Origin of the sequence: Desulfofundulus salinus (genome assembly GCF_003627965.1) — a bacterium.
Taxonomy (GTDB): domain Bacteria; phylum Bacillota; class Desulfotomaculia; order Desulfotomaculales; family Desulfovirgulaceae; genus Desulfofundulus; species Desulfofundulus salinus.
This window is the reverse complement of sequence record NZ_RBWE01000001.1, coordinates 386,026-412,660: the sequence shown is the minus strand read 5'-3', so window position 1 is coordinate 412,660 and position 26,635 is coordinate 386,026. Positions and strand designations below refer to the sequence as shown.

At 55.1% G+C, this 26,635-nt stretch carries 26 protein-coding genes and 2 pseudogenes; 1 reads left to right on the top strand and 27 read right to left on the bottom strand.

Annotation, left to right across the window (positions count from 1 at the left end; translation table 11 throughout):
* Positions 1 to 100: 100 nt before the first annotated feature.
* From D7024_RS02090 to gltX, 22 genes and pseudogenes are all read right to left on the bottom strand, one after another.
* Positions 101 to 610 carry a CGGC domain-containing protein gene (locus tag D7024_RS02090; RefSeq protein WP_121450329.1) on the bottom strand — a complete coding sequence of 170 codons (510 nt, stop codon included), beginning with the start codon at positions 608 to 610 and terminating at the stop codon, positions 101 to 103.
* A 170-nt stretch (positions 611 to 780) separates the two neighbouring features.
* The gene (locus tag D7024_RS02085; RefSeq protein ID WP_243113661.1) at positions 781 to 1,896 is read right to left on the bottom strand and encodes a tetraprenyl-beta-curcumene synthase family protein; all 1,116 of its coding nucleotides are present in this window, start codon (positions 1,894 to 1,896) and stop codon (positions 781 to 783) included.
* A gap of 137 nt (positions 1,897 to 2,033) precedes the next feature.
* Positions 2,034 to 3,152 (bottom strand): D-alanine--D-alanine ligase, encoded by a 1,119-nt coding sequence (locus tag D7024_RS02080; RefSeq protein WP_121450328.1) that lies wholly within the window; start codon positions 3,150 to 3,152, stop codon positions 2,034 to 2,036.
* Positions 3,153 to 3,434: 282 nt separating this feature from the next.
* Complete coding sequence (locus tag D7024_RS02075; protein WP_121450327.1) at positions 3,435 to 4,193, bottom strand: N-acyl homoserine lactonase family protein; 759 nt, start codon at positions 4,191 to 4,193, stop codon at positions 3,435 to 3,437.
* Between the two features lie 197 nt (positions 4,194 to 4,390).
* A pseudogene (locus D7024_RS02070) lies at positions 4,391 to 4,729 on the bottom strand (sigma 54-interacting transcriptional regulator); the annotation flags it as partial.
* 9 nt (positions 4,730 to 4,738) lie between these two features.
* On the bottom strand, positions 4,739 to 5,770 hold the full coding sequence (locus D7024_RS02065) for a 5-oxoprolinase subunit C family protein (protein WP_121450326.1): 1,032 nt from the start codon (positions 5,768 to 5,770) through the stop codon (positions 4,739 to 4,741).
* 7 nt (positions 5,771 to 5,777) lie between these two features.
* Positions 5,778 to 6,515 carry a 5-oxoprolinase subunit PxpB gene (gene pxpB / locus D7024_RS02060; RefSeq protein WP_121450325.1) on the bottom strand — a complete coding sequence of 246 codons (738 nt, stop codon included), beginning with the start codon at positions 6,513 to 6,515 and terminating at the stop codon, positions 5,778 to 5,780.
* Between the two features lie 99 nt (positions 6,516 to 6,614).
* Positions 6,615 to 7,853, bottom strand: a complete 1,239-nt coding sequence (locus tag D7024_RS02055) for an Nramp family divalent metal transporter (RefSeq protein ID WP_121450324.1) — start codon at positions 7,851 to 7,853, stop codon at positions 6,615 to 6,617.
* A gap of 21 nt (positions 7,854 to 7,874) precedes the next feature.
* Entirely contained in the window at positions 7,875 to 8,675 is an 801-nt protein-coding gene (locus D7024_RS02050) for a putative hydro-lyase (protein ID WP_121450323.1), read from the bottom strand.
* A 17-nt stretch (positions 8,676 to 8,692) separates the two neighbouring features.
* Positions 8,693 to 9,478 carry a LamB/YcsF family protein gene (locus tag D7024_RS02045; protein WP_121452421.1) on the bottom strand — a complete coding sequence of 262 codons (786 nt, stop codon included), beginning with the start codon at positions 9,476 to 9,478 and terminating at the stop codon, positions 8,693 to 8,695.
* A 455-nt stretch (positions 9,479 to 9,933) separates the two neighbouring features.
* Positions 9,934 to 11,558 (bottom strand): annotated as a pseudogene (locus D7024_RS15635) (sigma 54-interacting transcriptional regulator).
* 467 nt (positions 11,559 to 12,025) lie between these two features.
* Positions 12,026 to 12,682, bottom strand: a complete 657-nt coding sequence (locus D7024_RS02035; protein ID WP_121450322.1) for a 2Fe-2S iron-sulfur cluster-binding protein — start codon at positions 12,680 to 12,682, stop codon at positions 12,026 to 12,028.
* Positions 12,679 to 14,589 carry an NADH-quinone oxidoreductase subunit NuoF gene (locus D7024_RS02030; RefSeq protein WP_121450321.1) on the bottom strand — a complete coding sequence of 637 codons (1,911 nt, stop codon included), beginning with the start codon at positions 14,587 to 14,589 and terminating at the stop codon, positions 12,679 to 12,681. The genes D7024_RS02035 and D7024_RS02030 overlap by 4 nt, the downstream gene beginning before the upstream one ends.
* Positions 14,576 to 15,106 carry an NADH-quinone oxidoreductase subunit NuoE gene (gene nuoE, locus D7024_RS02025; protein ID WP_121450320.1) on the bottom strand — a complete coding sequence of 177 codons (531 nt, stop codon included), beginning with the start codon at positions 15,104 to 15,106 and terminating at the stop codon, positions 14,576 to 14,578. The genes D7024_RS02030 and nuoE overlap by 14 nt, the downstream gene beginning before the upstream one ends.
* Before the next feature lie 152 nt (positions 15,107 to 15,258).
* A complete protein-coding gene (locus tag D7024_RS15310) occupies positions 15,259 to 15,381 on the bottom strand; it encodes a hypothetical protein (protein ID WP_121450319.1) in 123 nt (40 codons plus the stop codon).
* An 84-nt stretch (positions 15,382 to 15,465) separates the two neighbouring features.
* The gene (gene sigH / locus D7024_RS02015; RefSeq protein WP_013824141.1) at positions 15,466 to 16,110 is read right to left on the bottom strand and encodes an RNA polymerase sporulation sigma factor SigH; all 645 of its coding nucleotides are present in this window, start codon (positions 16,108 to 16,110) and stop codon (positions 15,466 to 15,468) included.
* A gap of 239 nt (positions 16,111 to 16,349) precedes the next feature.
* A complete protein-coding gene (locus tag D7024_RS02010) occupies positions 16,350 to 16,862 on the bottom strand; it encodes an NYN domain-containing protein (protein WP_121452420.1) in 513 nt (170 codons plus the stop codon).
* Positions 16,840 to 17,610 (bottom strand): 23S rRNA (guanosine(2251)-2'-O)-methyltransferase RlmB, encoded by a 771-nt coding sequence (rlmB, locus tag D7024_RS02005; RefSeq protein ID WP_121450318.1) that lies wholly within the window; start codon positions 17,608 to 17,610, stop codon positions 16,840 to 16,842. The genes D7024_RS02010 and rlmB overlap by 23 nt, the downstream gene beginning before the upstream one ends.
* A complete protein-coding gene (locus D7024_RS02000; RefSeq protein ID WP_121452419.1) occupies positions 17,603 to 18,010 on the bottom strand; it encodes a Mini-ribonuclease 3 in 408 nt (135 codons plus the stop codon). Before D7024_RS02000 ends, rlmB begins: the two co-directional genes overlap by 8 nt.
* Positions 18,011 to 18,030: 20 nt before the next feature.
* The gene (gene cysS / locus D7024_RS01995; protein ID WP_121450317.1) at positions 18,031 to 19,482 is read right to left on the bottom strand and encodes a cysteine--tRNA ligase; all 1,452 of its coding nucleotides are present in this window, start codon (positions 19,480 to 19,482) and stop codon (positions 18,031 to 18,033) included.
* Between the two features lie 94 nt (positions 19,483 to 19,576).
* Positions 19,577 to 20,314 (bottom strand): serine O-acetyltransferase, encoded by a 738-nt coding sequence (cysE, locus tag D7024_RS01990; protein WP_121450316.1) that lies wholly within the window; start codon positions 20,312 to 20,314, stop codon positions 19,577 to 19,579.
* A gap of 39 nt (positions 20,315 to 20,353) precedes the next feature.
* A complete protein-coding gene (gene gltX / locus D7024_RS01985) occupies positions 20,354 to 21,802 on the bottom strand; it encodes a glutamate--tRNA ligase (RefSeq protein WP_121450315.1) in 1,449 nt (482 codons plus the stop codon).
* A gap of 244 nt (positions 21,803 to 22,046) precedes the next feature.
* Here gltX and coaE point away from each other — a divergent pair, with 244 nt between their 5' ends.
* The gene (gene coaE, locus D7024_RS01980) at positions 22,047 to 22,685 is read left to right on the top strand and encodes a dephospho-CoA kinase (RefSeq protein ID WP_121450314.1); all 639 of its coding nucleotides are present in this window, start codon (positions 22,047 to 22,049) and stop codon (positions 22,683 to 22,685) included.
* Here the strand turns inward: coaE and D7024_RS01975 are convergent.
* The 5 genes from D7024_RS01975 to D7024_RS01955 form a co-directional block, all read right to left on the bottom strand.
* Entirely contained in the window at positions 22,616 to 23,254 is a 639-nt protein-coding gene (locus tag D7024_RS01975; RefSeq protein ID WP_125185606.1) for a DVU0298 family protein, read from the bottom strand. The two genes, coaE and D7024_RS01975, sit on opposite strands and share 70 nt — an antisense overlap.
* Positions 23,255 to 23,366: 112 nt before the next feature.
* Positions 23,367 to 23,840 (bottom strand): 2-C-methyl-D-erythritol 2,4-cyclodiphosphate synthase, encoded by a 474-nt coding sequence (gene ispF, locus D7024_RS01970; RefSeq protein WP_121452418.1) that lies wholly within the window; start codon positions 23,838 to 23,840, stop codon positions 23,367 to 23,369.
* A 44-nt stretch (positions 23,841 to 23,884) separates the two neighbouring features.
* Entirely contained in the window at positions 23,885 to 24,601 is a 717-nt protein-coding gene (gene ispD / locus D7024_RS01965) for a 2-C-methyl-D-erythritol 4-phosphate cytidylyltransferase (RefSeq protein WP_121450312.1), read from the bottom strand.
* Positions 24,594 to 25,733 carry a PIN/TRAM domain-containing protein gene (locus tag D7024_RS01960; RefSeq protein ID WP_121450311.1) on the bottom strand — a complete coding sequence of 380 codons (1,140 nt, stop codon included), beginning with the start codon at positions 25,731 to 25,733 and terminating at the stop codon, positions 24,594 to 24,596. The genes ispD and D7024_RS01960 overlap by 8 nt, the downstream gene beginning before the upstream one ends.
* Before the next feature lie 144 nt (positions 25,734 to 25,877).
* On the bottom strand, positions 25,878 to 26,354 hold the full coding sequence (locus tag D7024_RS01955; protein WP_121450310.1) for a CarD family transcriptional regulator: 477 nt from the start codon (positions 26,352 to 26,354) through the stop codon (positions 25,878 to 25,880).
* Positions 26,355 to 26,635: the final 281 nt, after the last annotated feature.

Genomic DNA, 26,635 nt, shown 5'->3' with positions numbered 1-26,635 from the left:
AAAAACGTTTTTGCTTTCTTACATGATATAAAATTCAAGATTGATAACTGATTTCCTGTACACCCGAAAAAATTTTTTGGCAGAACTGGCACGCGGTGCATCAGTGGTGCGTCCCCTCGACGACCTCCACACCTTTAGCCTGGATGGTCTTCTTGATCTGCTCCTTGAAAGGACACCTGGGGTAGTCCCCCTCCAAAAGCATGCATGAGCTCAAATGAACATGGGTGAGATCGTAGGGCAGCAATTTTTCCACCAGCCGGGAAACTCGGCGCCCGCAACATCCCCCGCAGGTGAAAAAGCCGATCAGCTCGGCATCGGGACCGTAGCGGGCAAAGTGTTGCTCCCTTTTGTTGAAGCTGTTAAGACAACCCACGCCCGGGCAGACCTCGGAAACAATGTTGCAGCGCACCACGGCAATCCTGGGTTTGGCCGGCGGGGGGGCATTGGGGTCCCGGGCGGTCATTTTGCTCCGGGCTTCCATAACCTCGTTCATGGTGATTTCCCCGACCCCTTTTTGCCTGGCCCACTCCTCCACCTTTTTCCTGGCCTTTTCCCGCACAAAAAAGGGAACGTTGTTCATGTACTGCAAGGCCTCTTTGGTCCATTTCATCTGCATCATCCTTTTTTCCCGTTGGTCTGGTACTTATCAGGGCCCATTATAGGAATTTAAATTAGAACGGACAATGAAATAAATCACAATTCGTTCACTCAACAACCAGCCGTGTTTATAGACTTTTCCCCAGGGCCTTTGGGGCCAGAATCCGCAGTTATAGGCCTTGTTTAAACAATCCCCACTTTCCGTAAAAAAGCGCACAGGCGGTACAGCCGGCGGGTAGCGGGGCCGCCGCTGTCCAAAAGCAGGCGGCGGGTGGCCTGAAGGCCCTGTCCGTCTACCTTTTCATCGGACAGGTACATGGCTAAAAGACCCTGCACCACGGTTACGTGGAAAAAGGGGTCGGGCAGTTCCGCAGCCAGGGCCAGGGACCGGTCCACAAAATACTTCAGGCGCCCGGCGGCCTGCTGCCCGTCCCGGTAATAGGAAACAAAGTTTAGGTCGCCGCCTTCCATATCTTCCTGCTGGTCGATAAAGTAATCCAGTAAAATGTGCAACCCGCAGATCCAGGGAAAATAGGCTGACACGACTCTTTCCACCTCGTCCGCGGTATAATTCCCCCTGGCCGCCAGGGCGAAGAGGGCAAAGATGCCAATGGTTGAACCGGTGGCCGCAGCCAGTTCCCACCAGTAGAGCCTTTCCGGGAGGCTTTCCAGCAAGGGTTCCAGCCAGGTGGTCAGGCTCTTCACCCGTAGAGGCCACTGGATGTGCTTGTACACCTGCAGCTGACAATAGAGTTCGGCCAGCTGGCAGACCCTTTCGCGCAGTGGTGCGTAGGCGGGCAGCAGAGCCAGGGCCTGCTGGCAGGAGCGTACCAGTTCCTGCAGGTACCCTCCATCCTGCCGGTAAGGGTAGAGGGCATAATAGTCCCGAGGGAACGCCCCGGGGCAAAGGGCATCCATAAAAGCCCGGTGCAGCTGGTGGAAAGCCTCCCCGTCCTGCACCCCCGCGCGGTCGCACAAATTGTCCAGGTAGTCACTGATCGTCTGCAGGGCCACAATGGCCCGGATCAACTCCCGGCGGTGGTTTCCGGTCCAGGCGCTGAAAACGCTGCCTCCCTGGCAGTGAAATGTCTTGGCGCCAATGCTGGCCAGGGCCATCTCCCTTAGCTGCGGAGCCGGACAGCGTGATGCCATTTGCCGCCAGTTTTTTAACTCCCGGGCCACCCCGGGAAAGGCCAGGAAAAGAAGTCGTCCTATTAAAACCAGCCGGGCCGCCCTCTGCCAGCCGTCCCTTCCTTCTGATTTGACCGGGCAAAGCTTTGATTCCAGGCGGGTAAACACATTACCAGCTCCTCTACGACGTTGTGTGCAATGGTATTTTTTCGCCCCGGGCAAGAGTTATGCAGGCAGAACAGAGCGGCCCCAAACCCCATGGTCGGCAGCTCCAATCCCCTACACCAGATTACACCGGGCCGGTTTCAACCCGCGCCCCCCGGAAGCTGGAAGGTAGTCCGGGACCGGTTCTTTTCCCGGTGCCTTTCCAGGGCCAGGTCAATAAGCCGGTCCAGCAACTCCGGATAGGGAATACCACTGGCTTCCCACATCTTGGGATACATGCTGGTGCGGGTGAAACCGGGAATGGTATTGATTTCATTGATCAGCACGGCCCCGTTATCCCGGCGCAGGAAAAAGTCTACCCGGGCCAACCCGGCACAGTCCAGGGCTTTGAAAGCCTGAATGGCTAATCTTTGCACCTCCAGCATGGTTTCTTCCGGCAGCCGGGCCGGGATAACCAGCCGGGACTTTCCCTCCACATATTTGGCTTCATAATCGTAGAATTCGTTTAAAGGAATAATTTCCCCCGGCAGGGAAGCCACCGGATCATCGTTCCCCAGGACGCTTACCTCCACCTCCCGGACATCCGCAAACTCCTCCACGATAATCTTGCGATCATAGCTGGCGGCCAGGTCTATGGCCCGCCGCAGTTCCTCCCGGTCCCTCGCCTTGGATATGCCCACGCTGGAACCGAGGTTGGCCGGCTTGACAAAGACGGGATAACCCAGCTGTTCTACCCGGTCCAGCACCGCCTCCGGGTCCCGCTCCCAATTACGGCGCAGGAAGTGGCAGAAACGTACCTGGGGCAGGCCGTGCCGGGCAAAGACGGTCTTCATCATTACTTTATCCATGCCCACTGCCGAAGCCATCACCCCCGCCCCTACATAGGGGATGTTGGCCAGTTCCAGAAGCCCCTGAACGGTACCATCCTCGCCAAAAGTGCCGTGCAGTACCGGGATAACCACGTCGATAGGTTGCAACTGTTCCACCCTTACGCACCCGTCCCCCACAGGAGCCAGGCCACCATAAGTGGGGTCCGCCAGCAGAGCGACCCTTTGTCCCAGTTGCTCCGGGTCCTCTCCGGCCAGCATTTGTGCCGGCTCAACGCCTGCGAACCATTTTCCTTCCGGAGTAATAGCCACGGGAATAATCTCGTACCTGTCTTTATCCAGGGCGCCAATCACCGAAGCCGCCGAGTTTAAGGAGACCTGGTGCTCTCCCGAACGCCCGCCAAAAATGACCGCCACCCGTTTTTTTGCCATCGGCTGTCCTCCCCACCAATACTTTTAAAATAATTTATTCCTTTGAACAAAATAAAAACACTTTAAGTATCTTTAAGTATATCATAATAAAAAAGGGTGGGTAGCCCCACCCCGTTTTCTGTTTCTTGCTAAAGGATCATACGCATGGGTTGTAGAGTACGGTTAAATGGATTTATAACCAGACCAAATATTTATCCACCATAACAGTATTCTGTCAATTATCCCGCTGCTGGAGGCTCTTTTCTCGCCTAAAGAGGAAGACCCAGCGAAGAACCATTATTTTCACCTTTTACCATAAACCTCTCTATCCAGCACCATGGGGTCATGTCCCGGAAGTATCTGATCAGTAATAGCTTCTACCTTGCGGAAAGTCTCGAAACACTCCGCCAGACTCACATGAATACCCGGCGGTATATGCTTCATATCAGGTGAACCTTCCCAGTTCTCGAAGAGAGGTATGAGATCACTGGCAATAAGGTAGACTCCTGTCTCTGTTTCCACCCGTACGCCCTGCAAGCCGGGCGTATGTCCAGGTAACAGTATTACCTGAATTCCTGGTTCCACCGGCGTATCTCCGTCCAGGACTACCATTCGATCAAAGACCTGAAACCAGGGAGGTTTAATTCCGGGCATGTCTACTTCGTATGCACGTTGATGAACCGGTAAAGGAGCAATCGCATACTTCAGTTCTTCCTTTTGAACAAGGAATTTGGCTTTAGGAAATAGTTCGGTATTGAAGCAGTGATCCCAGTGTAGATGCGTCAAGATCACCAGGTCAATATCCGCGGGATCAACCCCAACCGAACGGAGCCTTCTGTCCAATGCATCCTCGGCGTCCCATTTCATAGCTGTATGGTATTTGGCGGCCCATTCCGGTCCGGACGGACCGGAATCAACCAAGATCTTACGCGAAGCCCCTTCAATTAACCAAACCAAACATGGTGCATCAAGTTTCTCACCAAAATTAAACCCGTAAGTAAACTTGGATTTTTCGAAACCAGCTAATGTCCCTACCCGTAAAGGCCTAATTGAGAGTCCCATTTGCAACCTCCTTCAGCTTAACGTCTTCTAGACCCAGTTACATCAACTTTTCCCTGCCTGGTACACCCTGCGGGCTGACCCTCTAAGATTCTCGTACCCCTGCTGGTGTTGACCTATGATGCCCATACCGCCGTGGGTATGACCATGGTTCTTTCTTTTTGTTCGCTGGCCCTCCTCACGTACCAGGTACGGAAGATGTTGGTGGCCGCAATGATGCGTATATCCACAGGGATCAGGCGGTTGCCACCGACGCGTTCCACCTGGCGCTCCTGCAGTACCCGCAAAAGCTTTGCCTGCAGGTAGAGGAACATGTTCCCAATTTCGTCCAGGAAAATGGTCCCGTGATTGGCCAGCTCAAACTTGCCCGGTTTGCCCCCTTTGCGGGCACCGGTGAAGGCTCCTTCTTCATAGCCGAACAGTTCGCTTTCCAGCAGGGTTTCCGGTATGGCCCCGCAGTTGATGGCCACAAAGGGCTTGTTTTTCCGCGGGCTGGCGGCGTGGATGGCCCGGGCAAAAATTTCCATGACCGTGCCATTATTGAAAGTTCAATATTCCATCTTTTCCACACATACCCGGTATATTTTACCATTTACCTGGATTCGATAATGTTTCTTCCGGTTCCAGAGTATTTGAATTACCGTAGGAAGAGACTGCAACCTTTCCCGGTAGATACGGTAGGCCTGATGAGCTTCGGGAAGGGTAACGGCCCGGAAGTGGATAATATCACCCGGCTTAGCCTGGGCTACTTTCCATAAATCGGATGAGATGACAGTGGCTATTTTAGCATAACCACCCGTGGTCTGCCTATCGGCCAGCATAATAATGGGCTGACCGTGCCCGGGAACCTGTACTGCACCCGCAGGTATCCCATCGGAAATTATATCTGCTCCCTTCTGATGTTCAATGGGGGGACCCTCCAAACGGCATCCCATGCGGTCACACTCGGGGGTTACTTTATACTCACTCTGGAGGAAGGTCTGGATACCCTTTGCCGTGAAGTAATCGTCCTGAGGGCCCAGCACTACCCTTACCTCCCATTTTCCGTTATAGGATGATATATACTCTGGTGGGATACTGCGTCCAACCAGTTCATCCAGTGGATAAGAAGGCACTCCGGAGCTTATTATATCGCCCCCCCTTAGCGCCCTACCTTCAAATCCGCCAATACTTCCGCGCAGGTAAGTGGATTTGCTGCCCATTACCGGCGGCACGTTTATACCCCCAGCTACAGCCAAGTATGCACGGCACCCCTGTCTGGACCACCCGAAACTTAACACATCACCCGGGTAGACCAGTACTGCTTCCCACATCACCAGCGGGCGGCCATTAAGTTGGGGTCCCATATCAGCTCCGGTAATGGCAATTACTCCTTCTTCCAGTACCTTTAAAGTAGGACCTGCGAGGGTTAATTCCAGAGCCGCCTCTTCTGGCCGGTTCCTCACCAGCATGTTGGCTAATTTAAAAGAGAACTCGTCAGCCGCCCCAGCCACCGGCATTCCGAATTCTTGAAAACCATGTCGCCCCAGATCTTGAATGGTAGTTAGCATGCCCGGCTTTTCCACTTTCAAGACAGCCATGCAGTTTCTATCCCCCCAGCTCTACAGGCAGCTCTTGGAGCGTGTAAGTATTTTGTTCCACTGCTGCCTTTATCTTATGGTAATCTTCGGCAGTTATAGAGACAAACCTCACATAGTTGCCTGCCGACAGTAAAACCGGTGGCTCCCGGTAAGGATCGTACAGTTTTACAGGCGTGCGACCAATAATCCGCCACCCACCAGGGCTATCTATGGGATAAATACCTGTCTGTTTATCGGCAATACCCACCGACCCGGCGGGTATATGGGTACGAGGTGTTTTTAGACGGGGGGTGGCAATGCGCAAAGACATCCCTCCCAGATAAGGAAAACCAGGAGCGAACCCCAGCATATAAATGAGATAATCAGTGGCGGTATGAATCTGGATTACTTCTCCGGGTGTAAGTTGATTGTATCTTGCTACATCTTCCAGATCCGGGCCGTATTCTCCACCATAAATTACCGGTATTACATAAATCTTTGGGTGGGGTAATTTCAGCCGTTCCATATCAGCTTCTACTTCTTGAATATAATCGATCAACTGGTTCAGGGGTAGCTGCATAGGGTCATAATAAATAAGCAGGGAACGATAGGTGGGAATCATTTCTCCTATCCCACCAATACCACTCCTTTGTAAAGCCAGGTACAGGTTACGCACTCGCCGGTTGATTTCTGGATTAATTTCATTGCCGAATTCCACCACTATCGCCCTGTCACCTGCCGGAAGAAATCTGGGCCTGTCATACACTTTTATCACCCCCTGCTGTACTCAGGAATGAAGCGCGCCAGCGGGTTTTAAACCGCAGGCGCGCCCTCCAATCTTATTTCAATAGCTTAGCAACAGTTTTTAGATAACCTTGAAAGCTTTGAGAATCATCCGTATCCCCAGCACCACAGTGACCAGCACCACCGCAATGCCTGCCAGGTTCATGGCGCCTCCGTTAACAAAGTTCTTCATAATCTTCTCCTGGTTAACCACCATCAGGAGGAAGATGGCGGAAATGGGAAGCAGGATACCATTTACCGCCTGGGCAAACAAAATGAGCTGCACCGGGTTAACTCCCACGTACGCAACCACGGCACCGATAGCCAGGACGATTATCCAGATAGCCCGGAAGTGGGCGCTCTTCATGTCGGTATTCCACCCGGCCACACCGGTAATGGCGTAGGCCGCGGCCATGGGTGCAGTGATGGCTGAGGTGGCGCCGGCGGCGAACAGCCCGATGGCAAAGAACCACTTGGCCCACGGGCCCAGCAAGGGTTCCAACTGCTTGGCCATATCACCGGCGGTCTTCACCTCCACTCCGCTGCCGAACAGGGAAGAGGCGGTAATAATGATAGCTAACGAGATAACGCCTCCCAGGCCGATGGATACCAGGAGGTCCAACTTGCTGGCCTTGATGGCCTCTTGTTTCTCCGCTATTCCACCCCACCGTTCAGCGGCGGCAGACGCATGCAGGTACAGGTTATAGGGTACCACGGTGGTTCCGATAATGCCCAGGGTAACAAGCAGGGCTCCCGGAGGAATTACAGGAACGAAAAGTCCACGGAGCAATTCGCCCACGTTGGGCTTGATCACCACCGCGGTGGTCAGGAACACCAGGCTCATCAAAACTACCATGGCCACCAGGACCTTTTCCACCAGCTTGTAACTGCCGGTCCATAACAGCGCAAAGGCGGTTAACCCAATCACTGCCACCCATACCTGTTTGGTCGCGCCGAACAGCACTTGCAGGCCCATACTGGCTCCGGAGATGTTGCCGCTCTGGAAGGCGGAGTTGCCCACTCCGATAGCGGCCACGATTAGTAACACCGCCGCCAACCTGGCCGCCGGCTGCTCGAAGGTGTTTTTGATGGCTGTCCCCAGGCCCTTGCCGGTGACAATGCCCACCCTGGCGCTCATCTCTTGGAGAATCATGGTGGCAATGGTGGAAAATAGCATCGCCCAAAGCAGGGCATACTTGAACTGGACACCGGCAAGAGTAGCGGTGGTTACCGTTCCGGGGCCGATAAAGGCTGCGCTCACCACCGCCGCCGGCCCCACGTTCTTTAACCTGGTCCAAAAATTATTTTTTTCCGCCTTCATTTTTCTTTCTTCCTCCTAACCTTAAATCACTGCCAAGTCTTGATCTCTCAGGTCGGTGATAAACATGTGTCCCGGTGCGTGGGTAATCATCAATTCGGGCTTGGCAGCCATGGCCACCGCTTGTGGAGTTACACCACAGGCCCAGAAGACGGGAACTTCTCCCGGGTAGATAGTCACAGCATCACCAAAATCGGGCCTGTTCAGGTCTTTTATACCAATTAACTCAGGTTGGCCAATATGAACAGGAGCTCCATGTACCGCGGGATAGCGGGAAGTTACCTGCACCGCCCTTATTACTAAATGAGCAGGAATAGGGCGCATGGAAACCACCAGAGGACCGTGAAAAGGACCCGCCTGGCGGCAGGAAATACCGGTAATAAACATGGGCACATTTTTCCCTTCTTCTATATGCCGCACAGGAACTCCTGCGTTTAACAGGGCTTCCTCAAAGGTAAAGCTGCACCCCAGCAAAAAAGCTACCAGATCGTCCCGCCAGTAATCAGTGATGTTCGTGACCTCGGCAACCATCTGCCCGTATTCATAAACCCGGTAACGGGGCAGATCCGTCCTTAAATCAGCTCCCGGTGCAGCAAATTTTGGTTCGGGATCGCCCACTTCAGTTACATCAAGTACCGGGCAAGGTTTTGGATTGCGCTGGCAAAAAAGTAAAAAGTCAAAAGCCAGATCTTTAGGCAAGATTACCAGGTTGGCCTGGGCATAACCAGATGCCAGCCCCGGCGTGGGCCGGTTGTAATCCCCTTTTCTAATGGCAGATCTTAACTCGGCCGGGGAAAGATTTTGGGCCCCAAGGTTGTCCAACATATCCAGCTGCTCCCCTCTTAAAACTTCTGTATCACATCTACTAAAGGCTTGATACTTACGCCGGCTGCCTCCAGGGCTTTCCTCAATTTCCGTACAAACTCAATGGCCTGGGGGTTATCCCCGTGCACGCAAATGCTATCAGCTTCAATAGAAACCTCTTCTCCGTTAATAGCGGTTACTTTACCTTCAGTGACCATACGTACTGCCCGGGGAATAGCCGTCCCGGGATCATGGATTACCGCACCAGGCTTGCTCCTGGCCACCAGAGTTCCGTCGGCATTATAAGCCCGGTCGGCAAACACTTCCTGGGCCACCTTCAACCCTGCTGCCCGGGCAGCTTTCACCATTTCCGAACCGGCCAGGGCCAGAAGGATTAGTTCTTCATCGACCGCTTTTATTGCTTCCACTATCGCCAGAGCTATGGAAGGATCTTTTGCTGCAATATTATAAAGTGCACCGTGAGGCTTAACATGGACAACCCTGACTCCTGCAGCTCTGGCAAAAGACATTATTGCTCCTATCTGGTACATTACATAAGCTTTTACCTCTGCAGGAGAGAGAGCCATATTCCTGCGGCCAAAACCTTGCAAATCTGGATAGCCCGGGTGTGCACCAACGCCCACCCCATACTCAGCAGCCAGGTTGATTGTTTTTTCCATTACCACCGGATCTCCGGCATGCAGTCCACAAGCAATATTGGCTGAACTGATGTACTTTATCACCTCCTCATCCATGCCAATTTTGTATGCACCAAAACTTTCACCCACATCGGCATTTAAATCAACAATTTTAGCATTATACATAAAACCCAAACCTGCTACACACCTCCTCCTTAACATGTAAATGCCGAGAAAAGCTGGTATCCTTTGTCATTTCATCCTCCCTATTACCAGCATTTCAGGCAAAAAAGGGCAGACTAACCCCTCATTAGCTATACTGAAACTTGACCAACTTCGCCGCCACTCCCTATATCGTGGTCAGAGTAATGTTTACACCAGTGGTTCAGCATCATTAACGTTGCAGGGGGTCACCTTCAGTTTGGTGGAGGCGGTTTTGCAACTGTACCTTTAAGTATCTTTAATCTTTAAGCACCTATAAAGTATATCACATAAGAAGAAAGGGTGGGTAGCCCCACCCCGTTTTTTGTTTCTTGCTAAAGGATTATATACATGGGTTATAGAGTACGCCTCATGAACATTTCTATTTCCATTTATCCACCATAACAGCATTCTGTCATAGAGTGGCTCTTTTACAGGAATTAACGTTTTTCAGCCGTGATTGCTTCCCTGACACTGCGGGAGGAAAGGTTATATTTGGCAATTTTGCGGTAGATGGTCGCCCGGCTTATGCCCAGCGCCCGGGCGGCTTTTGTTTTGCCCTGTTCGTTCCAGCCGAAATGTTCCAGGGCGCTGATGATGGCCTCCTTTTCCATCTGCTCTAAAGTAACCCAGCGGCTTTCGCGGCCGGGGATTTCTGCTATACGGTGACCGCCTTCCTGTACCGCACGGGGCAGGCTGCCGGTATCAATAAGGTTGCCTTCTTCCAGGTTTACGGCATATTCCACGGCGTTGATGAGCTCCCGCACATTTCCCGGCCAGCTATAGGCAAGGCAGGCCCGTTCCGCCTGGAGGGTATAGCCGCGGATATTCTTGCCCAGAAGGTTGTTATAGTGCTCCCGGTAGTGTTCCAGGAGCAGCTTGATATCCTCCGGCCTTTCCCGTAAAGGGGGTATGGTCAGGGGGATAACGCTCAGGCGGTAATAGAGGTCCTCCCGGAAATGGCCCTTGGCAATCATTTCTTCCAGGTTGCTGTTGGTGGCCGCAATGATGCGTATATCCACCGGGATCAGGCGATTGCCGCCAATGCGCTCTACCTGGCGCTCCTGCAGTACCCGCAAAAGCTTTGCCTGCAGGTAGAGGGACATGTTCCCAATTTCGTCCAGGAAAATGGTCCCGTGATTGGCCAGCTCAAACTTGCCCGGTTTGCCCCCCTTACGGGCACCGGTGAAGGCTCCTTCTTCATAGCCGAACAGTTCGCTTTCCAGCAGGGTTTCCGGTATGGCCCCGCAGTTCTCATAATTTCATAGGCCAGCTTCTGGGTTTCCTTGAAGTCCCGGGCCGAGGCCACCACTCCTACGGGCCGGCCGTCGCTGCCCATTATGGGGCGGGCCGTAACCAGAAGATGCAGCCGCCGCCCCCTGGCCTGGACAAAACACTCCCGGGAAGTAAAGCCTCCGGGTTCGCGCAGGGCCTGGAGGAGGGGCAGGCCGGCTAAGTGTTCTTCCAGGCGTTGGTGCAGAATTTCGTTTTTGGGAATGCTGAACATCCGTTCGGCGGAGAGGTTGAAGTGGGTGACCATCCCCTCGCTGTTGATAGCAATGACCCCCTCACCCACCGCATCCATGACCGCGTTGACCTGGCTGGCCATGATCATTTTCTCGGTCATGGCCTCGGTTTCCAGGACCTTGGCTGCGATCAGGTCGGCCATGCGCCCGATAAATTCCATCAAAGATTCGGTGCGGGTAAGCAGGGTTACTTTTTGCTCGTCGCTAAAGGCAATCAGGCTGATGGTGCCGATGACGTTCTGCCCCGCAATGATGGGGTAAACGATGGAAGCTTTGTAAAAACAGCTTCCCGTAAGGGGGCAGGACATGCAGATGGGGTGATAGCCTGCTTCTTTGATAAAAATGGGCTGGCTGGTCTTGAGCACATGCTTATTCACAAACCCCCGCAGGAGGCGGGAGCCCACGTCGTTGCGCACCTTGCCCGTGCCGGCCACCCGCACCAGGTCGAGGTCGATTACCTCAACCTCGACCCCCAGGGCGGCGGCAATGGCTTCGGCAGCCCGCTGGCAGTCTTCTTTTACCTGATCCAGTCTGGACACAGGACCTCACATCCGTTTGAAGTGCTTTTCCTTCGAGGCAATTTTATGCCCCCAGCAATAAAGGCCGGGGATCGCACTGCATGCATAAATGTGGAATGATCTCCCGGCTGCTCCTTTAATTATTTCCGGATACCGTAACCGTCCTTATTTCATGTCAAGCACTGATGTTGTTTGTTCTATGTTCACAGCTTGTGGGGTGGCTGGAACTTTAGCCATTGCCTCGCACAGTTTTGATTATACTCGCAAGAGTTGTGCCAGGCCCTATGTAATTGCTGGCGGTTGGGGAAATAAGCGGCAGGGCCTTGAGCCATCCCGGCTGCAGAAAAAATAAAGCAGGAAGAAAGCACTTCCTGCCATAACTTTTCAAGCATTTTATCTCAAAGCGAAACGGAAAGCTGTCTCATTCTGCGACGCCGGGGTAAACTCTGGCAGCATTACCGCCAGGTTTGGCGCTCCCGGCATTTATCTCATATTGAGATGGCTGCGGAGTCTCTTCCCGTCAGGGCACCCACGGGACAAACTTTGACACATTCGCCGCAACCGTTGCAGCCCGATTGGCCAAGGGGAACATCCCCAAAGGTGGTTACTTTGCGCTCAAACCCCCGCCGGGCAAAACCCAGCACTCCGGTGCCTTTTTCCCGGCACACCCACACACACCGCCCGCAGAGGACACACTTGCCGGGGTCGTAGCGCACTACCGGGCTGGAGTCGTCCACTTGCAGGTTCCGTTCCAGCTTTCTCAACCGCTTCACCCGCAAGGGGAAGCGGCGTTCCCGGGCAATCCGCTGCAATTCGCAGGAGCGGTTGCGGGGGCAGTTGGCGCAGTCCAGGTGGTGATTGGACAAAAGGAGCTCAAAGGCCGTGTGTACCAGGCGGTCCACCCGCGGGCTGCGGGTGGACACCACCATGCCTTCCACCACGGGCTCGGTGCAGGCGGTCACCGGGCGCGGGTAGCCCTCGATCTCCACAAAGCACAACCGGCAGGCGGCAGCCGGGTGTTTTGCCCCGGGAATGGCACAGAGGTTGGGGATGTAGATGCCGTTTTCCAGGGCCGCCCAGAGCAGCTTTTCCCCTTCCCGCGCCTGCACGGTCCGGCCATCTATGGTTAAGGTGACTGTTTTCATACCTTACGCCCCCTTTCGGCCACCAGTTCCGGCGGGGAGAGCTTGACGACCGCTTTGTACTGGGGCGGGCAGGCCTCCAGGCAGCTGGCGCACTTGACGCATTTTTGCTGGTCTATAACTTTAACGCGGTCCTCATTGGTATAAATGGCCTCTACCGGGCAGCTGCCCACACAGGCATCACAGGAGCGCTCGCATTTTTCCGGCAGGATGTAGTAGGCAATCAACTCCTGGCACATCAGCGCCGGGCAACGGCGTTCCTTGATGTGGGCCTCGTATTCGTCCCGGAAATAGCGGATGGTGCTTAAAACGGGATTGGGCGCCGTCTTACCCAGCCCGCACAACGAACCCGCCTTCACATCTTCAGCCAGTTCCAAAAGAAGCTCTATATCCCCGGGTTTGCCCTGTCCTTTTGTAATTGCCTCCAGGATGTCCAGCATCTGCCTGGTTCCCAGGCGGCACATGGTGCACTTGCCGCAGGATTCCTTCTGGGTGAAATCCAGGAAAAACCGGGCTATTTCCACCATGCAATCGTCCTCATCCAGGATGACCATCCCGCCGGAACCCATCATGGCCCCGGCCTGGCTTAAAGAGTCGAAATCTATGGGCATATCCAGGGCCGCTTCAGGCAGGCACCCTCCCGACGGCCCGCCAATCTGCACGGCCTTAAAGGACTTACCTTTGGGAATACCGCTGCCCACGTCATAAACCAGTTGTCTTAGGGTTGTGCCCATGGGCACCTCGGCCAGGCCGGTATTGATCACTTTCCCGGCCAGGGCAAAGACGGCTGTACCGGGGCTGCCGGCAGTACCGGTCTCCCTGAACCATTGGGCACCCCGCTCAATGATATGGGGCACGTAGGCCAGTGTCTTTACGTTGTTAATCACCGTGGGCCTGCCCCGCAACCCGGCAGTGGCCGGAAATGGTGGCCGGTGGCGGGGCAGGCCCGGCTCCCCTTCCATGGAGGCGATCAGGGCCGTTTCCTCGCCGCAAACAAAGGCCCCCGAACCCTGAAAAACATCCACGTCAAAGCTAAAACCGCTGCCCAGGATATTGGTCCCTAAAAGGCCGGCCTGGCGCGCCTGTTCGATGGCCTTTTTCACCCTTTCCACGGCCAGGGGATACTCGGCGCGGATATAGAAATAGCCCTGGCGGGCTCCCACCGCGTAGGCGGCAATGGCCAGCCCCTCCAGCACCTCGTGGGGGTTTGACTCCAGGATGGCCCGGTCCATAAAGGCCCCCGGGTCCCCTTCGTCAGCGTTGCAAATGACATACTTCTTTTCCCCCGGCGCCAAACGGCAGGTTTCCCACTTGCGCCCGGTGGGGAAACCGGCCCCACCCCGCCCCCGCAGGCCAGAAGCTTTTATTTCTTCAACCACCCATTCAGGCTCCCGGGTCAGGGCTCTGGCCTGGGCGGCATACCCGCCCAGGGCGATGTAGTGCTCGATCTGCTCAGGGTCAATTAGACCACACTTGTCCAGAATAATGGGCTTTTCAATCATTCCCCGGGGAAAGTCGGTGAGGGCCGGAACCATATCGTTGGTCTCCAGCGCGGCCAGGGCAAATTCCAGGCAGGGGTCGTCACCGCCTAAAAAATCCTGCACCAGCCGGCCGGCAATGCCCTCGGTAACGTAGCCGTAGCTGATGGGTGGGAAACCGGGCTTGTAAACGGTTACCAGGGGTTCCGCATAGCAATGGCCCATGCAGCCCACTTCCAGGACCTGGGCGTCAATGCCGTGTTTTTCAAGCTCTTCTTTAATTACCTTTAAAATCTCCAGGGCCCCGGCTGCGCGGCCGCAGGTGGCCGTGCCCACCAGAATCAGGGGCCGGTCCCGCAGGCTCTGCCAGGCAGTCCTGGATTTTTGTTGTAATTTTGCAAAAGTTTCTGCCACTATACTACTGCTGTTCAACTGCTTCCCCTTCTTTCTGCTGGCCTTTTGGGATTTTTACGCCAAAGGAAAAGAGCAATCCGTCCACCCGGGTGGGGGTTACCTTGCCGTGCACTTCTTCATCGATCACCGTTACCGGTGCCATGGTGCAGCATCCCACGCAGGCCACCCTTTCCAGGCTGAATTCCCGGTCCGGCGTAACCTCGTTAACGTCAATGCCCAGCCGTCTCTTCCAGCAGTCCAGGATGATATTGCCCCCCTTCATGTGGCAGGCCGTGCCCATGCATACCTTGATCTGGTGTTTCCCCGGAGGAATGAGGCGAAACTGGTTGTAAAAGGTGGCCACGCTGTAAACGTCCACGGGTGGGATGCCCAGGTGCCGCGCTACTTCCTCCATGGCCACCAGGGGCACATAGCCCAGCTTTTCCTGTACCTGCTGCAAAATAGGAATAAGATTACCCCGTTCACGGGAATAACTTTCCAGGATGTTCCCGGTTTGTTCTAAGGCAACCCTTTTTTCTCCTTCCGTTAAATGCATGGACATCTCTCCCGACTGACTTATTGAAAAACCGCTCAATTACCCGGTTATCTTGAAAACCTCTCCATAATCATAACGCTAAACATGTTAATGGTCAACAATCTTAAATTATTTTAAGAAATTTTTCCGCACTTACTTTAAATAGCCAAAAACTACTGGTACCTGCCCCGGTCGGTATCCGTAGGGTATTTCCGGGCATTGGCCGCCATTTTTTGCTTTACCGCCCGGGCCAGATCAATACCCGCGGTGCTGGCCATAATCAGGCAGTAAATCATTCGACCTGAAAGCAGGAATTTGCCCTTCGAAGTCAAATATAAAAAAGAAAAGGGCTACCTCACAAAGTAACCCTTCTTAGCTAATTAATTGTTTCGCTTTTCCAGATACCTTTCCAGCTTGCGCTTGACTCGCTGTAAGGCGTTGTCAATGGACTTAACGTGGCGCTTTAAGTCTTCGGCAATTTCCTGGTAGGACTTACCCTCCAGGTAGGACATCAGCACCTTCCATTCCAGGGAGCTCAGGATCTCGCCCATTTTTTCTTCAATATCATAAAATTCCTCCCGGCTGATAATCAACTCCTCCGGGTCGGCAATCTTAGTACCGGAGATGACATCCAGAAGGGTGCGGTCGGAATCTTCGTCGTAAATGGGCTTATTCAAGGAAACATAAGAGTTCAATGGGATGTGTTTTTGCCGGGTGGCCGTCTTGATGGCCGTAATGATCTGCCTGGTAATACAAAGTTCTGCAAAGGCCCGGAAAGATGAAAGCTTGTCTAACCGGAAATCACGAATAGCCTTATAAAGGCCAATCATTCCTTCCTGAATGATGTCCTCCCGATCAGCCCCAATGAGGAAGTAGGAACGTGCTTTCGCCCGGACAAAGTTTTTGTATTTATTAATCAAATACTCCAGGGCCGCGTCATCACCTTCGCGGGCGTATTCCACCACTTCCTCATCGTCCATCATGTGATAACAGCTCGCACATTCCCTCTGGACGCTCAGACTCACAATATCCCCCCCGCTTTGTGTGTCCGGCTTTCCCGCTCAAAACAAAAGAAAAAGAAAAGCCTTTCCGCCGCTAATCAGAAGTCCGGCCAAAGATAGATCCAGACTCTCTTTTCTTTAAACGGAACGGATCAAGGCATTTTCCCGTACCTCTTTCTTTAATTTTGTCTAACTAATTATATCTCAGCCCCGATAACCCGTCAAGAAAAATTAGGACTTGCTTTCGTCCACAATCGTCCCGGCTAGTCTTTTCTTCTTCGCCAGCGTTCAAAAATTATGCGAACCTCGTCCACCAGGCGGTTTTCTAAGTAGGCATCGGCCGGCCGCCCGCTGTCGTAATGCTTTTTTCCTTCCTCCTGCGTACGCTGGACCTTTTTCCACAGCTCCCTGGGCGTGATCCGGTATGCACCCCGCCCCAGAATCATCCGTTGTTCGGCCCAGTCGTAGGTGGCCACGTAGACCGTTCCCCGCTGGGACAGCTCACCAACCAGTTTCTCAATGACCGCGTCGGCAGTTTCTCCCTCGGGGGTATAAATCACCTGCACCCCGTCGACGGTTTCCGACCGGTCCCCGCCGTGTTTCACCTGGTGGGCATCAAAAACTACCACCACGTGCTCCCCGGTTAAAGCGGCATAATTAACTAAAATATCCACCAGCCGGGTTCGTGCATGCTCCAAACTTGACCCGGAAAGCTGTTCCAGTTCCGGCCAGGCATGAATGATCTTATAGCCGTCAACGATCAGGTACTCGTCCATGGGCCTGTCTCCTCTGCCTGACCGCCTCGTAGGCCAGCAGGGCTGCCGCCACCGAGGCATTCAGAGAGCCAACCCGCCCGGCCATGGGCAGTCTGACCAGCTGATCGCACTTTTCCCGCACCAATCTCCCCAGGCCCTTATCTTCCCCACCAATGACCAGGGCAATGGGGCCGTCCAAAGGCACATCCCAGTATATGTCCGGAGCCGTCCCGCAGGCCCCGACCACCCAGAGCCCCCGCTCCTGCAGGTAAGTAATGGTCCGGGCCAGATTGGGCACCCGGGCCACCCGGACATATTCCACCGCCCCGCAGGAAGCCTTGACCACCGCCGGAGTAAGGGCTGCCGAACGGTGCCGGGTAATAACCACACCGTGTGCCCCGGCGGCATCGGCTGTACGCAAAATGGCTCCCAGGTTGTGGGGATCGGTAATTTCGTTCAGCAGGATTAAAAAGGGATCTTGAGGGTACGCGGCAGCCAGGATGTCGTCCACGGAAACGTATTCTTTGGCCGCTGCCACGGCTACAACTCCCTGGTGCGGGGCATCCTTAACCAGCCCGTTCAGATGAGACCGGTCCACGTACTGGACGGGTATCCCCCGTTCCCGGGCAAGGTTAAGGATTTCCTGCAGGGCGCCGCTGCCGGCTCCTTTAGCCACCAGGAGCTTGTTAATGGACCGGTTGGCCACAAGGGCCTCTTTTACCGGGTGGCGGCCGGCAATGATATTTTCACAAGCCGCCTTTTCAGTCATCCTTTTCCACCACCTGACGGGCAAGGGCAAGGATCTCTCCCAGGCGCTCGCTTTGCCCCGATAGATACAGATAACCGACAAGACTTTCCAGCCCCGTACTGTAGCGGTAGCTGATCACATCGGAGCCCCGGGGTGGGTGACCGCTCCGGGCATTGCGGCCCCGCCGGGCAACGGCAGCCTCCACTTCGGTAAGTTCATCTTTTAGGGCATGCATCACCCGGGCCTGTGTATCGGCCCGTACATATTTTATGGTTTCCTGATGCAGTTGATTCACGCAAACGATCCCCCGGGCCACCAGATATTGACGGATGGCCAGCTCATACACGGCGTCTCCAATATAGGCCAGCACGAGGGCCGGCAACTGTTCCGGGTTGGGGATGATCTCCCCGGGTAAGGACATAGCCAAGGCAACCGGTCCCCTTATCCCTGTCTCTTCCAGCGCACGCCGCCGGGCGTATCTTCCAGAATAATACCCATTTCCTTCAGGCGATCCCGGATGTGGTCTGCAGTGGCCCAGTCCTTTTTCGCCCTGGCCTGCTGCCGCACTTCCAGCAACAAATCGATCAGGGCTTCCTCAAGGCCATCGCTTTTTGCATGCCGCCCCTCGATGAGTATGCGCCCGGTCCTTTCATCAACCCGGAAAAGGCCCAGCACTTCGTTAAAGGAGCGGAAAAGGTCCATGGCCTTTTCCAGGGCTTCCCGGCAGGGAGACCCGGCGGCGTTATGCAGGTAAGCATTCACTTCCCGGGCCAGTTCAAAGCAAATGCCCACAGCCAGGGCGGTATTAAAATCGTCATCCATGGCGGCCACAAAATCCTGGTGGTATTTTTCCAGGGCGGCTATAAATTCTTCATCTTCGGGTTTTATTTGTTCCCGGGACGGCCGGTCCAGGGCCTCGGTTAACAGGCGGATACTGTTTTTAAAGCGTTCCAGTCCCCGCCCGGCGGCAGCCATCTTTTCGTCGTCGAAATCCAGCGGGCTGCGGTAATGGGTGGAAAGGAGGAAGAAACGCACTACCTCCGGGGGAAACTTGTCCAGAATTTCCCGCACCAGAAAGAAGTTGCCCAGGGATTTGGACATTTTTTCCTGGTTGACGGTAATGAAGCCGTTATGCATCCAGTAGCGCACAAACGGCCGGCCCGTGGCCGCCTCGGCCTGGGCAATTTCGTTTTCGTGGTGGGGGAAGACCAGGTCAAAACCTCCCCCGTGAATGTCGAAGTTATTCCCCAGGTATTTTAAAGCCATGGCCGAGCATTCAATGTGCCAGCCGGGACGCCCTTTACCCCAGGGACTGTCCCAGGCCGGTTCGCCGGGTTTGGCCGCCTTCCACAGGGCGAAATCCATGGGGTGCTTTTTGCGGGGGTCCACCTCCACCCGGGCCCCCGCCTGCATTTCCTCCAGGGTGCGCCCGGACAGCTTGCCGTACTCGGGAAAAGCGCTGATGTCAAAGTAGACGTCCCCATCCACCACATAGGCGGCCTTCTTTTCGATAAGGGTACTAATGAGATCGATGATTTCCGGGAGGTGCTCGGAAACCCTGGGGTGCACATCGGCCGGCCGCACATTCAAGGCCCCGGCGTCCCGGTAGTATTCGTCAATATATTTGCGGGCCAGGGCCAGGGCATCGACACCTTCTTCACGGGCCCGGTTGATGATCTTGTCGTCGATGTCTGTAAAATTCTGAACATACTTCACCCGGTAGCCCTTGTACTGGAAATACCGCCGCACGGTGTCAAAAAAGACCAGGGGGCGGGCGTTGCCCAGGTGGATGAAGTTATAGGTGGTCGGCCCGCAGACATACATATCCACCCGCCCCTGCTCCCGGGGAATAAACTTTTCCTTGCGTCTGGTCAAAGTATTGTATATTTCCATGGAACAATCGCTCCTCTAAATCCACGTTATGAAACGACCTGCACGCCGGTCCCGAGCTCACAGGGCTTCGTTTCAGGACCGGCGTACCGCCCCCTCACGACTCGTTTGGCCGGGAAAAGGCGCCCTGCACCACGGCGTCACAGGACTTTAAGGGTTCCCCCGGTTTGCTGTCCGCCAGCTTTTTCTCCAGTTCCAGGACCCGTTTTTCCAGGCGCTCAATGTTGTGCATCAGGCAGTTAATTACTTCCGCCACCGGGTCGGGCAGCAAGTCGTGCCGCAGGTCAATATCCGGCGCACTGGCCGAACCTACCCGCTTGCCGTCCTGGATGACCACCTTGCCGGGCACCCCCACCACGGTACTGTTGGGAGGTACGGGCTTGAGTACCACCGACCCGGCGCCGATCTTCGAGTTGTCCCCGACGGTAAAGGAGCCTAAAATCTTGGCACCGGCGCTGATGACCACATTGTTGCCGATGGTGGGGTGGCGTTTGCCCTTTTCCTTCCCCGTTCCCCCCAGGGTTACTCCCTGGTAAATGGTTACATTGTCGCCAATTTCGGCCGTTTCCCCGATGACCACCCCGGCTCCGTGGTCAATGAACAGTCCCTGGCCGATCCTGGCTCCGGGGTGAATTTCAATCTGGGTGAGAAAACGGGAGATATGGGAAATCAACCGGGCGATGGTGAAGAGCCGCTTCCGGTAAAAGAAATGGGCTATCCGGTGCATAATAATGGCATGCAGGCCGGGATAGCAGAGCAGCACTTCCAGAAGACTTTTAGCCGCCGGATCCCGTTCAAATACCGCCTGTATGTCACGCTTCAGTTGCTTGAACATAACCCACCCTCCAAGTGGCAAACCGGAGCATGGATACAATTAACCTGCCCGGGCCAGGCGGGCCAGCACCTTTTCCTTGCCCAGGAGAGGGATGACCTGGTAAAGTTCCGGACCGTGGGTCCGGCCGGTAAGGGCCACCCGGATGGGCAGGTACACTTTGCGAGCGCCCAATCCCAGTTCCCTGGGCAGCTTTTTCAATATGCTCCGGGCAGTTTCTTCATCCAATCCATCTGCCGACCTGATTTTCTCTGCCAGGGCGGACAGCACACGGGGAACCTGCTCCCCGGCCAGCACCGTGCGGGCCTCTTCATTTTCCGGCTCTACTTCCGGCGCAAAGAAAATATCCACGTGCTGGTTAATCTCGGACAGGTTGGTCAGGTAATCCCGTACGGTCGCCACCAGTTGTTTCAACCATTGATACTGCTCCGGGGTTACTTCTCCGGAAATATATCCGGCCTTTTGCAAAAAGGGTATGGCCAGATCGGTAACCCGCTCCAGGGAGCTTTGACGAATGTAGTGGCCGTTCAACCAGTTAAGCTTGTCCAGGTCAAAAACGGCCGGATTTTTGGCCACCCGCTCGAGGGAAAACTGCCGTTTTAACTCTTCCAGAGTAAAGATTTCCTCTTCGCCGCCGGGGGACCAGCCTAAAAGGGCCAGGAAGTTGACCAGGGCCTCGGGAAGGTAGCCCATCTCCCGGTACTGCTCGATGGAGGTGGCTCCGTGCCGCTTGCTCATCTTGGTGCGATCCTGGCCCAGGATCAGCGAAACGTGGGCAAATTGCGGCACCGGCCATCCGAAGGCCCGGTAAAGGAGAATCTGCCGCGGCGTATTGGACAGGTGCTCCTCCGCCCGGATGACGTGGGTAATGCCCATGGTATGGTCATCCACCACCACGGCAAAGTTGTAGGTGGGGATGCCGTCAGACTTAACGATAATAAAGTCGCCGATGCCGTCAGCATCAAAGGATACTTCCCCGCGGACCAGGTCCTGCACGGTAATGTTTTCCCCGGAGGGGACCGCAAAGCGCAATACCGGCCGGCGCCCCCCGGCTTCCAAACGGCGCCGGTCCTCCTCACACAGGTGACGACATCGGCCGGTATAGCGGGGCATCTCGCCCCGGGCCAAAAGGGCTTCCCGCTCGGCAGCCAGCTCCTCTTCGGTACAGTAACAGTGGTAGGCCCACCCGGTTTCTAAAAGCTGCCGGGCATAACGCTGGTAAATGGTAAGCCTCTCCGTCTGCCGGTAAGGGCCGTGGGGACCGCCCACTTCAATCCCCTCGTCCCAATCGAGGCCCAGCCAGCGCAAAGCGGCCAGGATGTTTTCCTCGGATTCCCGGGAAGAGCGCTCCAGATCCGTATCCTCGATGCGCACAATAAAAGTGCCGCCCTGGTTGCGGGCAAACAGCCAGTTAAACAAAGCCGAACGAGCCCCCCCGATGTGCAGCGGGCCGGTGGGGCTGGGGGCAAATCTTACTCTGACGCCGGACAAAAAATAGTCCTCCTCTGCTCAAGAGATTTTTAAAACCTCATTATTCGACCCATATTATATCACCGGCCCGGGAGCAGAGGCAACTTTTGAATGTAATCGGGGCCTTGCCGGGCCGTTCGCGCGGGGTTAGAATAATGACGTAGAAAAAGCGCCTTTCCCCGGTGTTCGAACACCTGGGGGCGGGATTTTTGCCCGGCACGGCCGCCTTCATGGCCGTGAGGGGGAAAAAGGATGGTAGTGGGAGATGATCGCAGGTCTTACCGGCGGCATTGCCACGGGCAAAAGCACGGTAGCCAGGTTGTTTCAAGAACTGGGGGCCCACGTCATCGATTTTGACGTCCTGGCCCACGAGGTAACGCGCCCGGGGTTGAAGGCCTGGGAGGAAATCGTCGAGTTTTTCGGGGTGGAAATTCTAAATCCCGATCAAACCATCAACCGTAAAAAGCTGGGCCGCCTGGTTTTTGACGACCCGGAAAAGCTGGCGCGATTGAACCGGATCGTCCACCCGGCAGTTTTTGAAGAGGATAAAAAAATTACGGCTCAGATTTTAGCCGGGGACCCCCGTGCAGTGATTATTAAAGAAATCCCCCTGTTGATTGAAGCGGGGGCCGTACACCTGGTGGAGAAGATCATTGTGGTCTACGCTTCCCCCGAGGTGCAGCTTCAAAGGCTTTTGGCCCGGGGTCTTGACCGGGATGAAGCCCTCAAAAGAATTAACGCCCAGGCTCCCCTGAGCGAAAAAATGAAGTGGGCCGATTTTGTGATTTATAACGACAGCAACCTGGAAGAAACCAGAAAGCAGGTGGAAGAAGTCTACCGGCAATTGGTGCAGGCAAGGGCAAGCTCCGCAATGGTAACCCGGCGTATTTCCCCGTCTTCATAAACGGGTACGATACTGGTATCCTGCAACAAATGCCCGTATTGCTCCCTATCCAGTTTCTCGCCCATTATACCGAGAAAACGCAACGTGTACCCCCTTACCACGGGGTCGGGATCGTCCACGTAAGGGGCCAGCATGGGTATGTATCTCCTCACCAGATCCGGTCTGGCCCGGGCAATTTGTCCTGCCGCCCACATTACCCCGCGGCGCAGCATCTCCTCATCCACGTGAAAAAGGATGATGGAAGCATAATCCCCATATAGATCCGGCCGGCGGGAGACTATCTCGCCCATGGCTTCCACGGAAGCCCAGCCAATGCCCCCGGACTCCTCGTTAATGGCCCAGAGCAGGTTGCGCAAAATCAACCTCACCGCCTGGGGGTCTTCTTCGGCCAGGCGCCCGGCCACCACACCCATGGCCTCGATGGCCCGCCAGCAGAGGAGCGTACCGGGCTCGTACAGGAGCCTTCTCAAGTACCTGATCCTGGTCCTGTCCCCGGCCACCATTTCGGCGATTTCATCATACTTCCGCTCTTTTAACAGGGTTATCACGAGGTCTTTAGTATTCAACATAGAATCCACCCCTTCGCCGGGTATAAAAACCATGCCGGTTGCCCCCGGAAGAATTTCGTCCCTGCGCGGTTAATCCAGGGTTCCCGTGGGGAATGGATTCTTCCGCACGACCTCAAGAAGAGACAACGGCGGCCACGGCGTAAGCCGCTATTCCCTCACCGGTGCCGGTAAATCCCAGGCCCTCGGTAGTTGTGGCCTTCACGTTAATGCGGCCGGCATCAATATTGAGCGACCGGGCGATGTTAAATTCCATGTCAGGAATGTACGCGGCCAGCCTGGGCGCCTGGGCCACCACCACCGCATCAATGTTGTTCACGGCAAAACCCTTCTCGACCAGCAGGCGGCCAACCCGTTCCAGGAGCAAAAGGCTGGAAATGCCGGCATACCGGGGATCACGGTCGGGAAAATGACGCCCGATGTCCCCCTGCCCGGCCGCACCCAGCAGGGCATCCATAACGGCATGCACCAGCACATCGGCATCGGAGTGGCCCTCCAGCCCCCGGTCAAAGGGTACGTTGACCCCTCCCAGGATCAGGGGGCGCCCGGTAACCAGCCGGTGCACGTCATAACCAAAACCCACCCGCAAAGGTGAAGACCCGGCGGCATGTCTTTGCTTCGCGCACAATTTTATTACCCCCTTTGGTCATCACCTGTTATGGAAGGCGCTCGGAGCAGTGCCTCTGCCACGGCTAAGTCCTCGGGGGTGGTAATCTTGATGTTCCGGTAAGAACCGGGCACCAGCTTCACCCGGTGGCCCAGGGCCTCCACCAGGGAAGCGTCGTCGGTGGCCGTAAATTTTTCCGCCTCCGCCCTTTGGTGCGCTTCCCGAAGCAGGGAATATCTGAAGGCCTGGGGGGTTTGGGTCAACCACAGGGCCTCCCGGGGCAGGGTGCGGACCACAAAGCCGTCGGTGCCCGCCTCCTTCACCGTATCCTTCACCGGCACGGCCAGGGTGGCCGCCCCCCAGCGGGCGGCCTCGGAAGCCACCGCCACCAGCTCTTCCACCCCCACCAGCGGCCGGGCACCGTCGTGGACGAGCACTATTTCCGCTTCCGCAGGCAGGGCCTCCAGCCCCTTGCGCACGGAATCCTGCCGCCGCTCGCCGCCGGGCACCACCGCCAGCAGCTTGCGGCAGCCCCATTCCTGACGGGCCAGCCGGGACGCGCGGTCTACCTCACCCTCTGCCATTACCAGAACATAACCTTTAACCGGCACGGCCTCCTCAAAAACCTGCAAGCTCCGGGCCAGTACCGGCAAGCCGGAAAGGGGCAGGAACTGTTTGTTTACTCCCTGACCCATCCGCACAGAACGTCCCGCGGCCACCACCACGCCAAAAATACTATCCAAGGGCGTTCACCCCGTTGTACCGCACATTTTGTGCCTCCTGGCGCTGTTCCTGCCGGGGACGGGCAAAGATCATCCGTCCGGCCGCGGTTTGCAGAACGCTGGTCACCAGCACGCTGATGGTTTGCCCCATGTATTTTTTGCCCCCGTCCACCACGATCATGGTGCCGTCGTCCAGGTAGCCCACTCCCTGGCCAGCCTCCTTGCCGTCCCGCACCACCTGCACGGTCATCTCTTCTCCCGGCAGAACCACGGGCTTGATGGCGTTGGCCAGTTCATTGATGTTGAGCACCTTCACGCCGTGAAGCTCGGCCACCTTATTCAAATTAAAATCGTTGGTCATTATTTTGGCCCCCAACCGCTGGGCGAGCTTAACCAGCTTGGAGTCCACCTCGGCCACATCATCCAGGCCCCGCACATTGTCGATAATCTGCACCTTCACCGGGGAATTCTTGCGCATCTGGTTTAAGATATCCAGGCCCCGGCGACCGCGGTTGCGCTTCAACACGTCCGGGGAATCGGCGATATGCCGCAGTTCCTCCAGCACAAAGGCTGGGACCAGAAGGGTGCCTTCGATGAAGCCGCTCTCAACCAGATCGGCTATGCGGCCGTCTATGATCACGCTGGTGTCCAGCAGCTTGTAATTGGACTGGCGGTTTTCAGCCCGTGAAACCTTCTCCTTGCCGAAACGGGGAAAATTGCTAAACAGGCCCAGCAATTCCTCCCGCTTTTTCACGGCCACACTCATGCCCAGGTAGCCTAAAAGCAGCGTACCAAGGATCCAGATTAACCTGCCCAAAGGCCCCAGAACGAAAAGAATTGAACCTAATAAATTAGCAATTATGAGTCCAATAATCAAGCCCACAGAACCCATGACCAGATCCTGGGTCGGTGTCCTGGAAAGGCGCTGTTCCAGGAAAGAAGTCAAGCGCAGCGCCCCGCGGATAATCGGAGAAGTCAGCACTAATCCCAAAACCAGCCCCACCAGGGTGCTCAGGGCCATGATACCAAACTTGAGCTGGGGTAAACCGGCCGGAAGGGAAAAGAGACTCTTGTCCAGGATGAGCAAACCCGCATAAAATCCGGATGCCGAAAAGAGGGCGATCAGCAGAAAAAAAATAATGCGCCTGAGCAATTTCTTCACCTCCCTTTCTCTTTTGCTGTTTATTATTAGCACTGTTGACACTTATATTATAGTCCCAAGGGACAGCCACTTCAACAAAAAAATGGAGAATCTTACCTGTAAAAAAGAAAAAACGTCAGTAATGACTGACGTGTATCAAGCGAAAGCGCTGTCCACCAGGGATTGGGCCTTTTCTTCCTCCAGCTCAGCAGCCAGAGCCAGCTCACTGATTAGTATTTGTCGCGCATTTTCAAGCATTTTTCTTTCCCCGGAAGAAAGGCCTTTTTCCTTCTCCCGTTTGGCCAGGTTGCGTACCACTTCGGCTACCTCATATATATCACCGCTGCGCATTTTTTCCAGGTTGGCCCGGTAGCGCCGGTTCCAGTTGGAGGACATGGCAGTGCTTTTTCCCTTGAGAATATTGATTACCTTGGGAACGCTCGCCCGGTCGATAACTTCCCGCAGGCCAACCTCCCGGCAGTTGGCGATGGGAATCATTACTTTCATATCACCCACGGGTAAGCGCAAAATATAATACTGCTTCTTCTCTCCCAGGACTTCCTTTTCCTCAATGGCTTCGATAATCCCTGCCCCGTGCATGGGGTACACGACTTTATCACCAACTTTAAACAACGCCGGACCCCCTTAAACCAAAACTTTGCCCTGGTATTATTATAACACGGGGCCTGGTTCTTGTCAAGAAATTATAATTTTAGCATAGCTGCCATACCGTGTCAACAGAAATTTTGGCGGCTGTGTGATCCGTCTGTGATATTGTCAGGGTAAAATCCGTCAGTGAAAATGTCAGTATGAAGGAGATGGTTACCCTGTCACAGACGGAACTGAAGCGGATGCTGGTTTTGCAGCGGGTTTTGGAAGGTCAGATCTCAACCTTTGAAGCTGCCCTGGTATTA